We start from the raw sequence: 15,726 nt of genomic DNA on the forward strand, positions 1-15,726 counted from the left end.
GAGTACCACCATGGCTAACTATTTCAACACATTGAACCTGCGTCAGCAGTTGGCGCAATTGGGTAAATGCCGCTTTATGGCGCGCGACGAATTTGCTGACGAAGCCGGCTACCTGAAAGGTAAAAAAGTGGTGATTGTCGGCTGTGGCGCCCAGGGTCTGAACCAGGGGCTGAACATGCGCGATTCCGGTCTGGACGTCGCCTATGCCCTGCGCAAAGAAGCGATCGACGAGAAGCGCGCTTCCTGGCGCAAGGCGACCGAAAACGGCTTCAAGGTCGGCACCTACGAAGACCTGATCCCGCAGGCGGATCTGGTGGTCAACCTGACGCCCGACAAGCAGCACTCTTCCGTGGTGCGTGCGGTGCAGCCGCTGATGAAAGACGGCGCGGCGCTGGGTTACTCCCATGGCTTCAACATCGTTGAAGTGGGTGAGCAGGTGCGTAAAGACATCACCGTGGTGATGGTCGCGCCGAAATGCCCGGGCACCGAAGTGCGCGAAGAGTACAAGCGCGGCTTCGGCGTGCCGACCCTGATTGCGGTTCACCCGGAAAACGATCCGAAAGGCGAAGGCATGGCGATCGCCAAGGCCTGGGCTGCGGCGACCGGTGGCCACCGCGCCGGCGTGCTGGAGTCCTCCTTCGTCGCCGAAGTGAAATCCGACCTGATGGGCGAGCAGACCATTCTGTGCGGCATGCTGCAGGCGGGTTCGCTGCTGTGCTTCGACAAGCTGGTTGTTGAGGGCACCGATCCGGCTTACGCCGAGAAACTGATTCAGTTCGGCTGGGAAACCATCACTGAAGCGCTGAAGCAGGGCGGCATCACCCTGATGATGGATCGCCTGTCCAACCCGGCCAAGCTGCGTGCCTATGCGCTGTCCGAACAGCTGAAAACCATCATGGCGCCGCTGTTCCAGAAGCACATGGACGACATCATCTCCGGCGCTTTCTCGAGCGGCATGATGGCCGACTGGGCGGAAGACGATGTGAAATTGCTGACCTGGCGCGAAGAGACCGGCAAAACCGCGTTCGAGAATGCGCCGCAGTTTGAAGGCAAAATCAGCGAGCAAGAGTACTTCGATCACGGCGTGCTGATGGTGGCGATGGTGAAAGCGGGCGTTGAGCTGGCGTTCGAAACCATGGTCGATGCCGGCATCATCGAAGAGTCGGCTTACTACGAATCGCTGCACGAGCTGCCGCTGATCGCCAACACCATTGCGCGTAAGCGTCTGTATGAAATGAACGTGGTTATCTCCGATACCGCAGAGTACGGCAACTACCTGTTCGCCAACGCGGCGGTGCCGTTGCTGAAGGACTTCATGACCACCCTGCAGGCGGGCGATTTGGGCAAAGCCGTGGCGGGTACGGCGGTGGACAACGCGCAGCTGCGTGACGTGAACGAAGCGGTGCGCAGCCACCCTATCGAAACCGTCGGCCGCAAACTGCGTGGCTACATGACCGACATGAAACGCATCGCCGTTGCGGGCTGATTTCCCGCAAGGCAAAGCACACAGAGCCGGCAGCGATGCCGGCTTTTTTATGCCTACGGTGGCGTGATCAATTGCCGTTCGAGGCAGCGCCGGATCGCGTGTTTGGCGTTGGCGACCCCCAGCTTACGCACCGCATTGCCGATGTGAAACTTCACCGTGCCGGTTTTTATCCCCAGGATCAGCGCGATCTCATGGTAGGTTTTGCCCTGGCTGGCCCAGTAGAGGATTTCCCCTTCGCGCGGCGAGAGCCGGTCTGTCCGGCTCGCCTCGGCGCTGGCCAAGGCCAGAGCGTGCTGGTGGGTATCGACCAATACCATCTGCAAGCTGGCCCTCTCGTCTTCCATCAGCTGCCGCAGTTCGGCGTCATCGGTTGCCGTGGCGCTGATCGACAAGATCGCCAGGTTGTTGTCGTGATCGTGCAAAACAAAGCTGCAGCCGTGCACGATGTCGTACTCCCGCGCCTGGCTGAAGATCTTCCGGTAATGCCGATCCTCGGTGGTGACGGGGGTGTCGTGCCACATAAAGGGCGCGCAGCGACTATGGGCGGCGCGCACGACGGGATCGATGCGCTGATAGCGATTGGCGCTGTAGATGTCCAGCCATTCTTGCGGGTAGCTCGAGACCAGCAGATGGCGATCGGGAAGGTGTTTGTTGAAGGTCAAATAAGCGTATTTGAATTGCCTGAAGGCGTGCAGTCGGCCGTCAAGATGCAGTCTTGCGGCGACGGCGTTGGCGAATGTGACGGTCATTGGTAACCTCCCTGTCGTTCGCGGCTCAGCCCGACCTGCACCAAAGTCCAGCTAGTCAGTGCGGCGGATTGAAATTTATACTCGGCTAATAAATTCAAAAAGGCAGCAATGCCAAGACCCGAGCTTAGCAGCTCTGGGCGGAAATAAGCCAACGCCAGGGAAATTCTTTCAATCATCCTCTCATCAATGCTTCTGGGATCTATTGTGCGGGCGGCGAGGCTACCTCGCCGCCACCTTATTGGCTATGCGGGCATCGCCGCTGCGGGAATGATGGCGCCGCGATGTTGGATCACCGTCGCGGCGAGCAGGTGGCCGCGCTGCGCCGCCTGTTGGGCGCTGCCGCCGTTCAGGCGTTCCGCCAGATAACCGGCGCTGAAAGAGTCGCCCGCCGCGGTGGTATCCACCACGCGCTCCGGCGGCAGCGCGATGGCCGGCACCTCAAGCCGCTCTCCCTCCACGCTGAACACCAGACAGGCATCCGCGCCGCGTTTGATAACGATCTCACCGACGCCGAGCGCCTGCGTGCGTGCCACCACCTGTTCAACCGGCTGCGAGCCCCACAGCAGCTCTTCGTCATCCAGCGTCAGGAAGGCGATGTCAGTGCAGGCCAGCACCTCACGGTAGGCCTGCTGCGTTTCCTCACGGCTGTGCCACAGGCGCGGACGATAGTTATTGTCGAAGATAACCTGGCCGCCGTTGGCGCGGCAGCGGCGCAACAGCGCCAGCAGCTTCGTGCGGTCGGCAGGCGAGAGGATTGCCAGGCTAATGCCGCTGAGGTACAGGTAATCGAACTGCGCCAGCCGGGCGCACAGTGCGTCGGCCTGGGGGCCCGCCAGCCAATACCGGGCGGCGGCGGCGTTGCGCCAGTAGTAGAAGGTGCGTTCGCCGGCGGCGTCGGTTTCGATCACGTACAGGCCCGGCAGTTTGTTTTCCAACCGCTGAATCAGCCCGGTCTCGATCTTCTCCTGCCGCCAGGCCTGCAGCATCTCGCCGCTGAAGCTGTCGGTGCCGAGCGCGGTGACGTAATGCACCTGCAGCGTCTGTTCCGGCATTTGGCGGGCGAGGTAGACGGCGGTGTTGAGGGTATCGCCGCCAAAGCCGCGCGTCAGCTGTGCGCCCTGCTGCGACAGTTCGATCATGCATTCGCCGATCACGGCGAGATTTCGGATAGTCATCGTCAATAAGCCCTGGCTAAAGAAGAAGCAACAACCGCCAGTCTCCACGCAAGGCGGTGAGGGAGTCAATAAATTAAAACGGTGTTTTGATTTTTTATGATCGCGATCGGCCCATGCCAAAACAGGGTGAAGAAGAAACCGTGCGGCAATTCGTGCTTAAAGTTTTGCGCGGCGCGGCCGATAAGCTGGGTAAAGAAACAGCGGCAGCGCTCTCACTTCCCCGCCACGGCGATAGTACCGATGATAACCAACCTGATCTCGGGTCTGCTGGCGCCCTGTTTTGCCCTCTATGCCTGCGCCAAGTCGCGGCGCTACTGGCGGCAATGCCGGCGCTTGTATACCTTCCAGCCGATTTATCGCACCAGCGGCGCGCTGCTGGCGGTGGAACTGCTGACGGCGATATATCACCCGAATGAACCGGACAAACGGCAATCCCCGGAACAGTATTTTTCCTCGCTCGGCGTCGCCCAACGTTTGCGGGTGATCCAGGAACAGCTGGCGCTGTTGCAGCGCTGGCAGGCATTGTTCATTCGCCACGCGGTGATGGTGTCGGTCAATATCGACGGCATGGCGCTGCAAGCGTTGCAGCGCCATAGCGAGCTGCAGCGGCAGATCGCCGAGATGCCCTATCTGCGCTTCGAACTGGTGGAGCACGCCGAAACGGCGTCAAACCGCCCGATGCACCAGATGGTCGGCGGCGAACGGCTGTGGCTGGACGATTTCGGCAGCGGGCTGGCCAACTTCTCCGCCGTCGGCGCCTGGCGCTATCAATACATCAAGGTAGCGCGCGAATTGTTCACCTTGCTTAAACAGTCTGAAGAGGGCGTGCAGCTGCTCGGCACCCTGATCAAGATGATGAACCAGCACAGCGACGGGGTGATCGTCGAAGGCGTGGAAACCGAGCAGGAGTGGCGGCTGGTGCAGCGTTCCGGCGCGTTGGCCGCACAGGGTTACTATCTTTCCCGCCCGGCATGCTTTGAAACTTTACACAGCGTACCGACGCTGTTCGCCGCGCCCGGCGCGCCGGCGTGAACTCCGGCCTATCCTCAGCTAATCTTAAACGGGGCTGCTCATTCCTTTTCCTTTCATTCGGCAGCCCGGTTTATGTGCTGAGGGAGCCCTATGACAAGAACAGGAAAGGTTTTCAGCTGGCTGGGCGGCATTGTGCTGCTGGCGATCGCCGCGCTGGCGATCTTCATCGCTACCTTCGACTGGAATCGACTCAAGCCCACCATCAACGACAAAGTGTCGGCTGAACTGCGGCGGCCGTTCGCCATCCGCGGCGATCTGGGCGTCGACTGGTCGCGTAACCGGGATGAGGGCGGCTGGCGCGCCTGGGTGCCCTGGCCGCATATTCACGCCGAAGACGTGTGGCTGGGTAACCCGAAAAACATGCCCGGCGACAGCATGGTGACGCTGCAGCGCGTCGACGCCAGCATCGCACCGCTGGCGTTGCTGAAGAAAGAACTGCTGATCCCGCGCATTTGGCTCAAGCAGCCGAATGCGTCGTTGCAACGCCTGGCCAACGGCGACAACAACTGGACGTTTGACCTGGCCGCTGGCCAGGATCCGCAGCAACCGCCTTCCGACTGGTCGTTCACCGTTCACGACATCGTGTTCGACAAGGGGCAGATCGCCTTTAAAGACGCCACGCTGAAGGCGGACTTCCGCGCTGTCATCGATCCGCTCGGCAAACCGCTGCCGTTCAGTGAAGTGACCGGCAAACAGAGCAGCGGCAAGGCCGCCACTCCTGACTACGTCTTCGGTTGGCAGGTCAAGGGCAAATACAACGGCGAGCCGCTGAGCGGCAGCGGCAAGATTGGCGGCATGCTGTCGCTGCAGAGCGCCGATCTGCCGTTCCCGCTGCAGGCCGACGTGCGCTCCGGCAGTACCCGGGTGGCGGTGGCGGGCACCTTGACCGATCCGCTGAACCTCGGCGGGCTGGACGTGCAGCTGAAATTTTCCGGCGAAAGCCTGGGTAATCTCTATGGCCTGACCGGCGTGCTGCTGCCGAACACGCCGCCGTATGCGACCGATGGCCATCTGATTGCCCGCCTGCATCAGCCGGGCGGCGCCGTGTTCGAATATCAGAAATTCGACGGCAAAATCGGCGACAGCGACATTCACGGCGATTTGAAATACGTTGCCGGTAAGCCGCGGCCGACGCTGAGCGGCGCGGTGAGCTCCCGGCAACTGAGGTTGGCGGATCTGGCGCCGCTGATCGGCGCGGACTCCAACGCCGCCAAAGCCGGGCGCGGCGAGAAGAGCCGCCAGCCGGCGGATAAAGTGCTGCCGGTCGAACAGTTCGATACGCAAAGCTGGCGCAAGATGGATGCGGACGTGAAGTTTGCCGCCGCACGCATCGAACGCGGCAGCGATTTGCCGCTGAGCGATCTGGCCACGCATCTGAAGCTGAACAATGGCGAACTGCGCCTGGATCCGCTGCGCTTCGGCATGGCGGGCGGCAGCCTGAACGCCGTGGTGCGCCTCGACGGTGGCAAAAAGCCGATGCGCGGCCAGGTGGATATGCACGCGCGCAAACTCCAGCTCAAACAGCTGTTGCCGAACGTGGCGGCGATGAAGCGCAGCCTCGGGCAGATGAACGGCGACGCCAGGCTGACGGGCAGCGGCAATTCGGTAGCCGAGCTGCTGGCGACCAGCAACGGCGACCTGCGCCTGTTGATCAATAACGGGGTGATCAGCCGCAGCCTGATGGAGATCCTCGGTTTGAACGTCGGCAACTATCTGGTGGCGCAGCTGTTCGGTGACGATGTGGTGGGCATCAACTGCGCGGCGGCGGATGTCGGCATCCGTAACGGCGTCGCCGCACCACGGCTGTTCGTGTTCGACACCGAGAACGCGGTGATCAACATCACCGGCAACACCAACCTCGCCACCGAACGGCTGGATTTGTCCATCGATCCGGAAAGCAAGGGGATGCGCGTGCTGACCCTGCGCTCGCCGCTGTACGTGAAAGGCACCTTCAAGCACCCCGATGCCGGCGTCAAAGCCGGGCCGCTGATCGCCCGCGGCGCGGCGGCGGTGGCGTTGGGCGCGGTGCTGACGCCGGCGGCGGCGCTGCTGGCGCTGGTTTCACCCAGTGAAGGCGGCGAGGAGAACCAGTGCGGGCAGATCCTGCGGGAGATGAAAGGCAAAAAATAGTCAGGCGCGCGGCGGCGGCGTGAGCAGCCGGCAGTCGTGATCCTGGATCTCTTCCGCCGAGGCCAGGGTAAACGGCAGCAGGCTGCGCTCGGTCGCCAGCAGCAGGAAATCGCCGTCCGGCAGCGCGGTCATCGCCAGGCCGAAGCTGCCCATGCGCCCTTCGGCGCGCGGCAGGCCGGAAGCCAACAGGCGGAAGGCGCCCTGTTGTTCCAGTTCGGCGGGGGTCACCCGCCGCCCCAGATAGTCATGCCCCAACAGGCCGCCGGGCAGCGGTTGCCATTGATCGATAAAATCGGGGCCGATCTGCGCCAGCCGCTGTTTTACCGCCGGCAGCAGGCAGGAGATATGAATGTGCAGCTGGTTTTGCGTGCGGCCATATTCCGAGTTGATCGCCAGTGAAATATCGCCATCGTCGATCGGTTTGCCATAGCGTTCCGCCATCACGTGGCGCGCGCGCCAGGCCTGGGCGAAGAAATTCGGCGTAGTGGCGTCCAGCACCGCCGGGCTTTCTATCCCGGTGATTTTGGCGCTGGGCATCAGCAGGTATTGCAGCGGCCCGTTGCGATCTTTAAACACCACGAAGCCGGCCGGCACATCTACCTGCGCGCAGGGCGCCGGGTTGTCATGCGCTTGCTGATTGGGCAGACATTGCTGGCTGACGATGCGCCACAGCGCATCGGGATGATCAGGCTTCAACCCGTAATAGAGCGCGATGGCGAGAGCCGCCAGCAGCGCAACGCAGACAAATACCCCACGACGCAGAGACATCGGCCGATCCTGTTACCGAGAGAAACATCCAGCATAGCCCGGTTTTATGACAGTAAACGAACAACGCGTGCGGCCCCCGCAGTGAGGGGGCCGCAGGGGATCACAGCGACCGGTGGCGGGTTTCTTTCATCAACAGCAGGGCCAGCAGCGTCAACCCGGCCATCGCCGCCAGGTACATGCCGACGTAGAACAGCCCGTAGTGGGCCGCCAGCCAGGTGGCGATATAAGGCGCCACGGACGCGCCGAGGATCGACGCGACGTTGTAGGAGAACGACGCGCCGGTATAGCGCACTTCGGTAGGGAACAGCTCCGGCAGCAGCGCGCCCATCGGGCCAAAGGTCAGCCCCATGATACTCAGGCCGCACAACAGGAAGCCCATCACCAGCGCCTGATTGCCGGAACCCAGCAGGGGCGGGAACAGGAACGCGAAGCCGATCATCAGCAGGGTAATGGCGATCATGGTCTTGCGGCGGCCGAACGCATCCGCCAGCAGGCCGGCGATCGGCACCATCACGCCGAAGCCGATCACCGCCACCATCAGCATCCACAGGAAGCTGTTGCGGGAGTAGCCGAGGCCCAGCGGCTGCGGCGCGGTGCCGTAGGTCATCGAATACACCGTCATCAGATAAAACAGCGTATAGGTCGCCAGCATGATGAAGGTGCCGAGGATAGTGGCTTTCAGATGCTTGCTCAGCAGCGTGCCGAGCGGCACTTTCACCTGTTTGCCGGCCTTGGCCACTTTGGCGAACACCGGCGTTTCATGCAGCGATACCCGAACGTACAGGCCGATCAGCACCAGCGCCGCGGAGAGGATGAACGGCACGCGCCAGCCCCATTCCATAAACTGCTGGTCACTCAGCAGCCAGGAGAGCAGCAGGAAGGTGCCGTTGGCGAAGAAGAAGCCGATCGGCGCGCCCAACTGCGGGAAGGAGCCGTACAGCGCGCGCTTTTTGGCCGGCGCGTTCTCCGTCGCCAGCAGGGCGGCGCCGCCCCATTCGCCGCCCAGCCCCAGGCCCTGCCCAAAGCGCGCCAGCGCCAGCAGGATAGGGGCGAAGATGCCGATGGTTTCATAGCTTGGCAGCAGGCCGATCAGCACGGTGGAAATCCCCATGGTTAGCAGCGAGGCGACCAGCGTGACCTTGCGCCCTACCCGATCGCCGAAGTGGCCGAACAGCGCAGAGCCGATAGGGCGCGCGACAAAGGCGACGGCGAAGGTGGCCAGCGACTGCAGCGTCGCGGTGGTCGGGTCGCCCTGCGGGAAGAAGATGTGCGGGAACACGATCACCGCGGCGGTGGCGTAGATGTAGAAGTCGAAGAACTCGATGGCGGTGCCGACCAGCGAGGCGACGATGACTTTCCCGCGGGAGTTCACCGGTGTGGACGCCTCGTCGGCGTCGAGTGGGGGTGCGATGGTGGCTTGCATAATATTTCTTATCGTTAGAGGGGGTAAAAATCCATCTTAGTGACAGCATGCGGCCTTTTCAACGCGGGAGCTTTGGGCAACGCCGCTCCTAACCGGTTAAAAAGACTAATGTTTTACCGGGCTTCTTTTCTGCAGCGTTAAACGTTGAGAAATGGAGTTCGTGCAGAGGGAATGGCTGTAAAAACGGCAAAGAAAAGTGACTGGGCAGTTTGTTATGCTGGTTTCCGGATGGCGCACCGCGTGATTCAGATGTATTGACTGGTTTTTTGGCTGTTAACCAGATGAACGTGCCGGTGTGTGCGATAACACCGGCACGATTGCATGGCTTCAGCGCGCTGGCGGCTCGCGTTCCGGCAACGCTTTGTCGCCTTTGTAGTCGGCGGTGGCGATCCAGGCGGCGCAAAACAGCGTCAAACGAGCGAAGAAGTAGAAGAACGCCATCAGCCCGATCACCGATCCGAAGGCCGCGCCGGAAGGCGACTTCGCCACCTGCGGCAGCGTCATGGTCATCACGAACTTGATCACTTCAAAACCGATGGCGGCGAGCAAGGTGCCGCGCAGCAGCGCTTTTTTCTTCGGTTTGTGGCGCGGCAGCATCCAGAAAATCCACAGGAACAGCAGATAGTTGGCGAAGATCGAGATCGACAGCGCGATCGTCGTCAGCGCCGGCCGAAGCCATTCGATGCCGTCCAGCCCCAGCGCGTTGACGATCGCCGCCTGCGCCGACCCGGCGACCGAGGTCAGCGACAGCGTGATAATCAGCGCGACCACCAGGCCGGTCAGCGAGATGAAGTCGCGGGTGTATTTGAAGTAGATTTTCTCCTGATCCTGCGGATTGCGCTCCCAGACATCGCGCGACTGCGCGCGGATCGCCTCGCGCAGATTGCCCATCCAGCTGATGCCGGAATAGAGTGCCAGCGCCAGACCGGTCAACCCCACGGTGGTGCGCTGCTGAATGGCGGTATTGACGGTGTTCTTCAGCGTGCTGGCCAGCGTCGGATCGCTGATGCTGCCGACGATCCGGTTGATCAAGCGGGCCAGCAGGTCCGGATTGGAGGCCAGCACGAAGCCGGCGGCGGCAAACGACACCATCAGGATCGGGATCAGCGAGAGGAATGAAAAATAGGTGATGGCGGCGCCGAACTGGCTACCCAGCCGATCGTTAAAGCGTTCGGCCGCGCGCAGCAGGTGCGCCACGCTCGGCCAGGCTTTGATGCGTTCAATCAGACGTGAAAAACCACCGATGCGGCGGTCGAGGGTCTCATGGCCGGTCTTGATGGCGATAAGCGGCTTCGGCGGCGTGTCTTGTGCGGGCTGGCGGCGTTCCTGGTCTGGTCCTGTAGGCATTACTTCACGATTTCCTTAACGTTAAACGGCATGTTTCAGCATTGATTATAGCCAAAGCCCCGCGGCGTTTTGAGCGCCGGGGCGGCAAACGGTCATTTTCCGAGCTTAGCGCGTTAGCGCCCGGCATGAAATGCCGACGATGGCGCGATAGGTAAAATTCCTATGGAAACCCCGTGGTGCCTCAGTTTTTTTCACTTTCCTACCTCCAATTTTTATCTGTTTCGTCGGCGAGAAAGCGTTTACTCATGATGTGGCGTTGCGCTTTGCCGCTCGCCGCTCCGCTGCAGCCGTAGGGGCTGGAACGGTCTCATCCGTCATCAACAGAAAAACTGGAAGGTCTTATGAAATTGCTTAATCACCCCACCTGCCGCCCGTTTACCGAAGCGGGCAATCTGTCGCAGCTGTCCGCCTACTATGAAGAGGGGCGGCACATCATGTGGATGCTGCTGCGCGCCGCGCCGCGCCCCTGCTTCAACCAGGCGCTGATCGAAGACATCATGACGCTGGCGCAGGCGGCGAAGGAATCTTCGCTGCGGTTCGATTTCTGGGTCACCGGCTCGCTGGTGCCGAACATGTTCAACGTCGGCGGCGATCTGCAGTTCTTCGCCGACGCGATCAAAAACCGCAAGCGCGAGGCGATGATGGCCTACGCGCGCGCCTGCATCGACTGCGTGCATGCGGCGGCTCGCGGTTTCGACACCGGCGCGGTCAGCATTGCGATGGTCGAAGGCAGCGCGCTGGGGGGCGGCTTTGAAGCGGCGTTGGCGCACCATTTCGTGTTGGCGCAGAACAATGCGCGCATGGGGTTTCCGGAGATCGCGTTCAACCTGTTTCCCGGCATGGGCGGTTACTCGCTGGTGGCGCGCAAGGCGGGCATGCGCTTGGCCGAGGAGCTGATTTGGGGCGGCGAGTCGCACACCGCAGAGTGGTTCGAGAGCCGCGGGCTGGTGGATCAGCTGTTCCAGCCCGGCGACGCCTACATGGCGACGCGCACCTTTATCGATACCATTCGGCCGAAGCTCAACGGCATGCGCGCCATGCTGCGGGCGCGTCAGCGCGTGTTGCAGCTGACGCGCTCCGAGCTGATGGACATTACCGAAGATTGGGTGCACTCGGCCTTTACCATTGAGGAAAAAGACCGCGCCTACATCGAGCGGCTGGTGATGTTGCAGGATCGCCATACCCTGAACCTGCGTCGTGCCGGCTAACCTTAACGCGCCCGCCTCATGCGGAGGGTGAGCGCGGGCGATAGGACTGCAGCCAATGCTCCAGCTGTTCCGGGAGCATTGGCCGCGCAAACAGAAAGCCCTGTTTTTCGTCCACGCCGACCTCGTCGAGGAAGTGGTTTTCGCTCTCGGTCTCCACCCCTTCGGCGATCACCCGGAACGCCAACGCCTCCGCCGCCGCGACGATCGCGCGCACCAACGATTGCGATACCGGGTTGAAATTCACCCCGCGCACGAAGCTTTTATCCAGCTTGATGGCGTCCAGAGGAATGCGCGCCAGCTGCGCCAGCGACGAATAGCCGGTGCCGAAGTCGTCGAGATGCACCTGCGCGCCCAGTTCGCGCAGCCGGGTGATCAACGCGCGCGCGCGGTTCTCGTCTTCAATCAGGCTGCTTTCGGTCAACTCGAAGTCCAGCAGACAGGGGGCCATGCGGTGACGGCGCAGCACCCCGAGCAGGTCGTTGACGATGCTGTCATCAGCCAGCTGACGGGCAGAGAGGTTGACCGCCACCCGCAGATTCAAGCCCTGTTCTTGCCACTGCGCCGCCTGCCCGGCGGCGGTCTGCAGCACCCATTGGCCGAGCGGGCCGATCAGGCCGGACTCCTCGGCGTAGGAAATGAACTGCAGCGGTGGGATCAGGCCGCGCTCCGGCGAATCCCAGCGCACCAGCGCTTCCACGCTGTGCACTTCACCGCTGCGCGCGTCGATTTTCGGCTGGTAATACAGCACCAGCTGATTTTGCTCCAGCCCTTTGCGCAGATTGGTGTCCAGCCACATGTATTCGGCGACGCGTTTATTCATCTCCGGCGAGAAGACGGTATAGGTGCGTTTGCCGTGCTCCTTGGCGACGTACATGGCGGTATCGGCGCTGCGGATCAGGCTGTCGAGATCGTTGCCGTGCTCCGGGCACAGCGCGATGCCGATCGAACAGCCGGTATACACCTCAATCAGGCCGATGCGGAAAGGGGTTTTCAGCCTGTCGATGATGCGCTGCGCCAGCGTTTGCAGGCGCTCGCGATCGGCTTGCGGTGCCAGCACCAGGAATTCGTCGCCGCCGAGGCGGGCGAGCACCTGGTCTGGGCCCAGGCAGCCGAGGATCGCCAGCGCGACCTCGACCAGCAGCCGATCGCCGAACATATGGCCGTAGGCGTCGTTGACCTTTTTGAAGTTGTCGAGATCGAGGTACACCAGGCCGAAACTCTCTTCGCCGCGCGTGGCGATGGCGTGATTGATCTTGTCCTGGATGGCGTTACGGTTCGGCAGGCCGGTGATGAGATCGGTGTTGGCCAGCACCCGCAGCCGCTCCTGCGCCCGGCGTTCTTCGGTGATGTCGGTACCGGAGCAGATCAGAAAGACTTCGTTTTTGCCGCTGCCGCTGTGCACGAACTTATTGCGGAACAGGAACAGCCGTTCGCCCTTGACCGTCTTTACCCAGCGTTCCACCTCATAGGACGAACCGTTGCGGAAGAAGCCGGCGATGTTGCGCCGCGAAGCGGCGGCTTCTTCCGGGCTCATAAACAGCTGGAAAACGTTTTTGCCGATCACCTCGTGTTCGTGCAGCCCGGTATACTCCTCGCTCAGCCGGTTGAAACGCTGAATGCGGCCGTGTTGATCGACGATCACGATCACCGAGTTGGCTTCGGACACCACCTGCTCGGCGAAGGAGAGGCCGTGCACCAGGTCGCGCGCCACAGATTGGGTGTCGCTGAAGGCGGAAGCGGTGCCCGCCCATTCGAGGTTGTTGACGCGGCGCCCGACCAGATGCAGATGCAGCGGTGCACCGGCTAGCGTAATGGTCAGCTCCAGGCTGGCGGTGACGCCGGTCAGGCGACGGATTTTCGCCGCTTCCATGGCGCTGAGCGCCACCGCGACGTGGGCTTTGCCTTTAACGGCGGACAGCTCCAGGGCATTGCTGTCAAACGCCAGCCGCCAGTGGGGGCTTTGGGTGCCGAAGTGGGCGTTAAGAAGCTCAGAGCCTTGGTCTGCGGGCATGATGATTCCTCAAAAGAGCACGGGCGGCCGGTCAGCACAGCTCCGGGCAGCCTGTTGGCCCGAAAGCGATCGCCGTACGCATCTGTGCATCATATAACAGGTTTTCACAGGCGGAGCGGGTGATGGGAACTATTATATAAGCAATGATTAGTTTTGCGGTGTAAACGTCGCCCGGCGGCCGGTTGTCTTAAAGTGTAGGAGAACATCGGATCCTGTGATGCTGGTACTGACTTCCCCCGTTATCGGAAAACGGTTGATGCAAGGTTGCCGTGCAGGCGAGTAAATTATAGCGGTAAGGGGAAAGCGGAAAAATAACTCCACCGAGGGGATTGTTGCCGGGAAATTAAAATTTCCATCAAATAAACGCCATCTTCATAGTTTTCTCATAATTGGTGAATAAATCCGAGACGGGTTTTAAAAAGTTTACACACCCTCGCATTACTTGAAATTTATCAGCCTATTATTATCTCCGACGACGAATGAGCCTGTTAACGTACAGCGCTCCTGATGAAGAAAAAATTTTAAGGAAATGATTATGCGTAAATTGACGGCTTTATTTATTGCTTCCACGCTGGCCCTGGGTTCCGCTTCCGCGGCGTTCGCTGCAGACACCACTGCCCCGGCGGCGGATGCGGCGCCGATGAAAATGATGCATCACAAGGGTGAAGGCAAAGGCGGCCCGTTCGCCGGGCTGAACCTGACCGAGCAGCAGCGCCAGCAGATGCGCGATATCATGAAAGAGTCGCACCAGAAGCGCGGGCCGGGCATGAAAGAGGAGCGCCAGGCGCTGCACAATCTGGTCGCTTCCGACAGCTTTGACGAAGCGAAGGCGAAGGCGCAAATTGACGCGATCGGTAAAGCGCAATCCGAACGCATGCTGGAGCGCGCCAAAGCGGAAAATAAAATGTATAACCTGCTGACCCCTGAGCAGAAAAAACAATACAATGAGAATTATCAGAAACGTGAGCAAAAGATGATGGACCACATGAATAAAATGAAGGCGCAGATGTCCTCCGATCAGTAATATCCGCTCGCGGTGAATAATAAAGGGCCAGACTATTTGTCTGGCCCTTTTTCTATTTGGCGTTATCACTGGCAGGCTATGCAGTGAGTGATAATCATTCTCCGCCGACCATGTGCCGGAACTGCTCGGCAACGGCCTGAGCAAAGCGCGGGTCGTTAATATGATAAGGCGTTTTTATCAACCGGCGTTTGTCGGTGGCGCGCACCGTTTCTTCCAGCGCTTGCGTAAAGGCGGCCAGCGCCGCCGGATCCCAGAACGGTTGCCCGGGCGCGTCCAGAGCCGATACGCCGCCCGCCGGGATAACGAAACGCACTTCGCCCGCGCAGGCGTTGATTTTTTCGCCCATCCAACGCCCCATTAACGCATTCTCCCGCGCGCTGGTGCGCACCAGCGTCACTTGCGGGTTGTGAGGGTGGCGCAGACGGTTGGCATAGCGAGCCGGCACCGTGTTCGGCGCGCCGAAGTTGATCATGTCGATCGCGCCACAGGAGAGCACGCACGGGATGCCGGTACGCGCGATGGCACCGAAACGATCGGTATTGCAGGGCAGCACGCCGCCAAACAGGTGATCGGCCACTTCGGTGGTGGTCAAATCGATGGCGCCGTGCAGTTGGCGGCTATCGATCAGTTTTTCCAACGCTCTGCCGCCGCTGCCGGTCGCATGAAACGTCAGACAATCCCATTGCGATCCCAACTCGGCAATCAACGCCTGAACGCAGGGCGTGGTGACGCCAAACATTGTCAGGCCGATCGCCGGCTTGTCGTCGTGAGAGTCGACGGCGGCGAAGCGGACTGCGCCGGCTATCTGGCGCGCCGCGTTGCCCAGCACCCGTCGCGAGATGCGATTCAGGCCGGCGAGATCGGTGACCGAATACAGCATGCTGATATCGCTGGCGCCGACATAGGCGGAAACGTCACCCGCCGCCATGCTCGAGACCATCACTTTCGGCAGACCGATCGGCAGTTGCTGCATGGCCGGCGTGATGATGGCTGTGCCGCCGGAGCCGCCCAGGCCAAGCAGGGCGGCGATATCGCGGCGCGTCAGGATAAAGCGTTCGAAAGCGGTCGCCATGGCGGCGATCGCCTGGCCGCGGCTGGCGCAGAAGACCGCGCCGGCGCCCGCCGGATGGTGGCGAGCGACCTCTTCTGGGCCGATATCGGCCGGGGAGTCAAACGGCAAGCTACGGGTGGAGAGATCGACGGTTCGCGTGGGTAAATCCAGGCTGGCAATCAGCCGCCGCACATACTCCAACTCTTGTCCTTTCGTATCTGCTGTGGTAGCAATATAGACAAAATTTGAAGTATCTTTCATGGGTTTTTCCGAGGTGCTTCTAATTTTTATTTTAAAAATTAATGTATTATATTTTTTAGGT

13 protein-coding genes are annotated in these 15,726 nt (G+C 61.0%); 5 read left to right on the forward strand and 8 right to left on the reverse strand.

The annotated features are described in order from the left end of the window. Positions 1-10: 10 nt before the first annotated feature. Positions 11-1,486, forward strand: a complete 1,476-nt coding sequence (ilvC, locus tag ACJ8IN_RS23355) for a ketol-acid reductoisomerase (protein ID WP_060425250.1) — start codon at positions 11-13, stop codon at positions 1,484-1,486. Between the two features lie 53 nt (positions 1,487-1,539). On the opposite strand, the gene ACJ8IN_RS23360 is transcribed toward ilvC, so the two are convergent. The 3 genes from ACJ8IN_RS23360 to ACJ8IN_RS23370 all read right to left on the reverse strand — a co-directional run bounded on the left by ACJ8IN_RS23360 (position 1,540) and on the right by ACJ8IN_RS23370 (position 3,410). Then, on the reverse strand, positions 1,540-2,235 hold the full coding sequence (locus tag ACJ8IN_RS23360; RefSeq protein ID WP_308326121.1) for a LuxR family transcriptional regulator: 696 nt from the start codon (positions 2,233-2,235) through the stop codon (positions 1,540-1,542). Then, on the reverse strand, positions 2,232-2,411 hold the full coding sequence (locus tag ACJ8IN_RS23365) for a hypothetical protein (protein ID WP_033649970.1): 180 nt from the start codon (positions 2,409-2,411) through the stop codon (positions 2,232-2,234). The genes ACJ8IN_RS23360 and ACJ8IN_RS23365 overlap by 4 nt, the downstream gene beginning before the upstream one ends. 66 nt (positions 2,412-2,477) lie before the next feature. After that, the gene (locus ACJ8IN_RS23370; RefSeq protein WP_060428735.1) at positions 2,478-3,410 is read right to left on the reverse strand and encodes a sugar kinase; all 933 of its coding nucleotides are present in this window, start codon (positions 3,408-3,410) and stop codon (positions 2,478-2,480) included. 240 nt (positions 3,411-3,650) lie between these two features. Here ACJ8IN_RS23370 and pdeH point away from each other — a divergent pair, with 240 nt between their 5' ends. Further along, the gene (pdeH, locus tag ACJ8IN_RS23375) at positions 3,651-4,442 is read left to right on the forward strand and encodes a cyclic-guanylate-specific phosphodiesterase (protein WP_197847160.1); all 792 of its coding nucleotides are present in this window, start codon (positions 3,651-3,653) and stop codon (positions 4,440-4,442) included. 90 nt (positions 4,443-4,532) lie between these two features. Continuing rightward, positions 4,533-6,572: an AsmA family protein gene (locus tag ACJ8IN_RS23380; RefSeq protein ID WP_060437099.1), complete on the forward strand. Its 2,040-nt coding sequence runs from the start codon at positions 4,533-4,535 to the stop codon at positions 6,570-6,572. Here the strand turns inward: ACJ8IN_RS23380 and ACJ8IN_RS23385 are convergent, their stop codons facing one another. The 3 genes from ACJ8IN_RS23385 to yhjD form a co-directional block, all read right to left on the reverse strand. Further along, positions 6,573-7,340: a CDP-diacylglycerol diphosphatase gene (locus tag ACJ8IN_RS23385; protein ID WP_060443823.1), complete on the reverse strand. Its 768-nt coding sequence runs from the start codon at positions 7,338-7,340 to the stop codon at positions 6,573-6,575. A gap of 100 nt (positions 7,341-7,440) precedes the next feature. Continuing rightward, entirely contained in the window at positions 7,441-8,763 is a 1,323-nt protein-coding gene (locus tag ACJ8IN_RS23390; protein WP_033636402.1) for an MFS transporter, read from the reverse strand. Between the two features lie 327 nt (positions 8,764-9,090). Further along, the gene (gene yhjD / locus ACJ8IN_RS23395) at positions 9,091-10,110 is read right to left on the reverse strand and encodes an inner membrane protein YhjD (protein ID WP_033636401.1); all 1,020 of its coding nucleotides are present in this window, start codon (positions 10,108-10,110) and stop codon (positions 9,091-9,093) included. A gap of 341 nt (positions 10,111-10,451) precedes the next feature. On the opposite strand from yhjD, the gene ACJ8IN_RS23400 reads away from it, so the two are divergent. Beyond that, a complete protein-coding gene (locus tag ACJ8IN_RS23400) occupies positions 10,452-11,318 on the forward strand; it encodes a crotonase/enoyl-CoA hydratase family protein (protein WP_033636400.1) in 867 nt (288 codons plus the stop codon). A 16-nt stretch (positions 11,319-11,334) separates the two neighbouring features. On the opposite strand, the gene pdeR is transcribed toward ACJ8IN_RS23400, so the two are convergent. After that, positions 11,335-13,329, reverse strand: a complete 1,995-nt coding sequence (gene pdeR, locus ACJ8IN_RS23405) for a cyclic di-GMP phosphodiesterase (protein WP_174158841.1) — start codon at positions 13,327-13,329, stop codon at positions 11,335-11,337. A gap of 535 nt (positions 13,330-13,864) precedes the next feature. Between pdeR and spy the strand changes: the two genes are divergently transcribed. Then, positions 13,865-14,353 (forward strand): ATP-independent periplasmic protein-refolding chaperone Spy, encoded by a 489-nt coding sequence (gene spy, locus ACJ8IN_RS23410; protein ID WP_033636398.1) that lies wholly within the window; start codon positions 13,865-13,867, stop codon positions 14,351-14,353. 94 nt (positions 14,354-14,447) lie between these two features. Here the strand turns inward: spy and ACJ8IN_RS23415 are convergent, their stop codons facing one another. Next, the gene (locus tag ACJ8IN_RS23415) at positions 14,448-15,665 is read right to left on the reverse strand and encodes a Tm-1-like ATP-binding domain-containing protein (protein ID WP_033636397.1); all 1,218 of its coding nucleotides are present in this window, start codon (positions 15,663-15,665) and stop codon (positions 14,448-14,450) included. Positions 15,666-15,726: the final 61 nt, after the last annotated feature.

The organism is Serratia sp. CY31944, from assembly GCF_052169175.1.
Lineage (GTDB): Bacteria > Pseudomonadota > Gammaproteobacteria > Enterobacterales > Enterobacteriaceae > Serratia > Serratia sarumanii.

Bases quoted from the DNA above. Each gene is read 5' to 3' on its own strand.
- ilvC (WP_060425250.1), top strand. From the start codon at position 11: ATGGCTAACTATTTCAACACATTGAACCTGCGTCAGCAGTTGGCGCAA.
- ACJ8IN_RS23360 (WP_308326121.1), bottom strand. From the start codon at position 2,235: ATGACCGTCACATTCGCCAACGCCGTCGCCGCAAGACTGCATCTTGAC.
- ACJ8IN_RS23365 (WP_033649970.1), bottom strand. From the start codon at position 2,411: ATGATTGAAAGAATTTCCCTGGCGTTGGCTTATTTCCGCCCAGAGCTG.
- ACJ8IN_RS23370 (WP_060428735.1), bottom strand. From the start codon at position 3,410: ATGACTATCCGAAATCTCGCCGTGATCGGCGAATGCATGATCGAACTG.
- pdeH (WP_197847160.1), top strand. From the start codon at position 3,651: ATGATAACCAACCTGATCTCGGGTCTGCTGGCGCCCTGTTTTGCCCTC.
- ACJ8IN_RS23380 (WP_060437099.1), top strand. From the start codon at position 4,533: ATGACAAGAACAGGAAAGGTTTTCAGCTGGCTGGGCGGCATTGTGCTG.
- ACJ8IN_RS23385 (WP_060443823.1), bottom strand. From the start codon at position 7,340: ATGTCTCTGCGTCGTGGGGTATTTGTCTGCGTTGCGCTGCTGGCGGCT.
- ACJ8IN_RS23390 (WP_033636402.1), bottom strand. From the start codon at position 8,763: ATGCAAGCCACCATCGCACCCCCACTCGACGCCGACGAGGCGTCCACA.
- yhjD (WP_033636401.1), bottom strand. From the start codon at position 10,110: ATGCCTACAGGACCAGACCAGGAACGCCGCCAGCCCGCACAAGACACG.
- ACJ8IN_RS23400 (WP_033636400.1), top strand. From the start codon at position 10,452: ATGAAATTGCTTAATCACCCCACCTGCCGCCCGTTTACCGAAGCGGGC.
- pdeR (WP_174158841.1), bottom strand. From the start codon at position 13,329: ATGCCCGCAGACCAAGGCTCTGAGCTTCTTAACGCCCACTTCGGCACC.
- spy (WP_033636398.1), top strand. From the start codon at position 13,865: ATGCGTAAATTGACGGCTTTATTTATTGCTTCCACGCTGGCCCTGGGT.
- ACJ8IN_RS23415 (WP_033636397.1), bottom strand. From the start codon at position 15,665: ATGAAAGATACTTCAAATTTTGTCTATATTGCTACCACAGCAGATACG.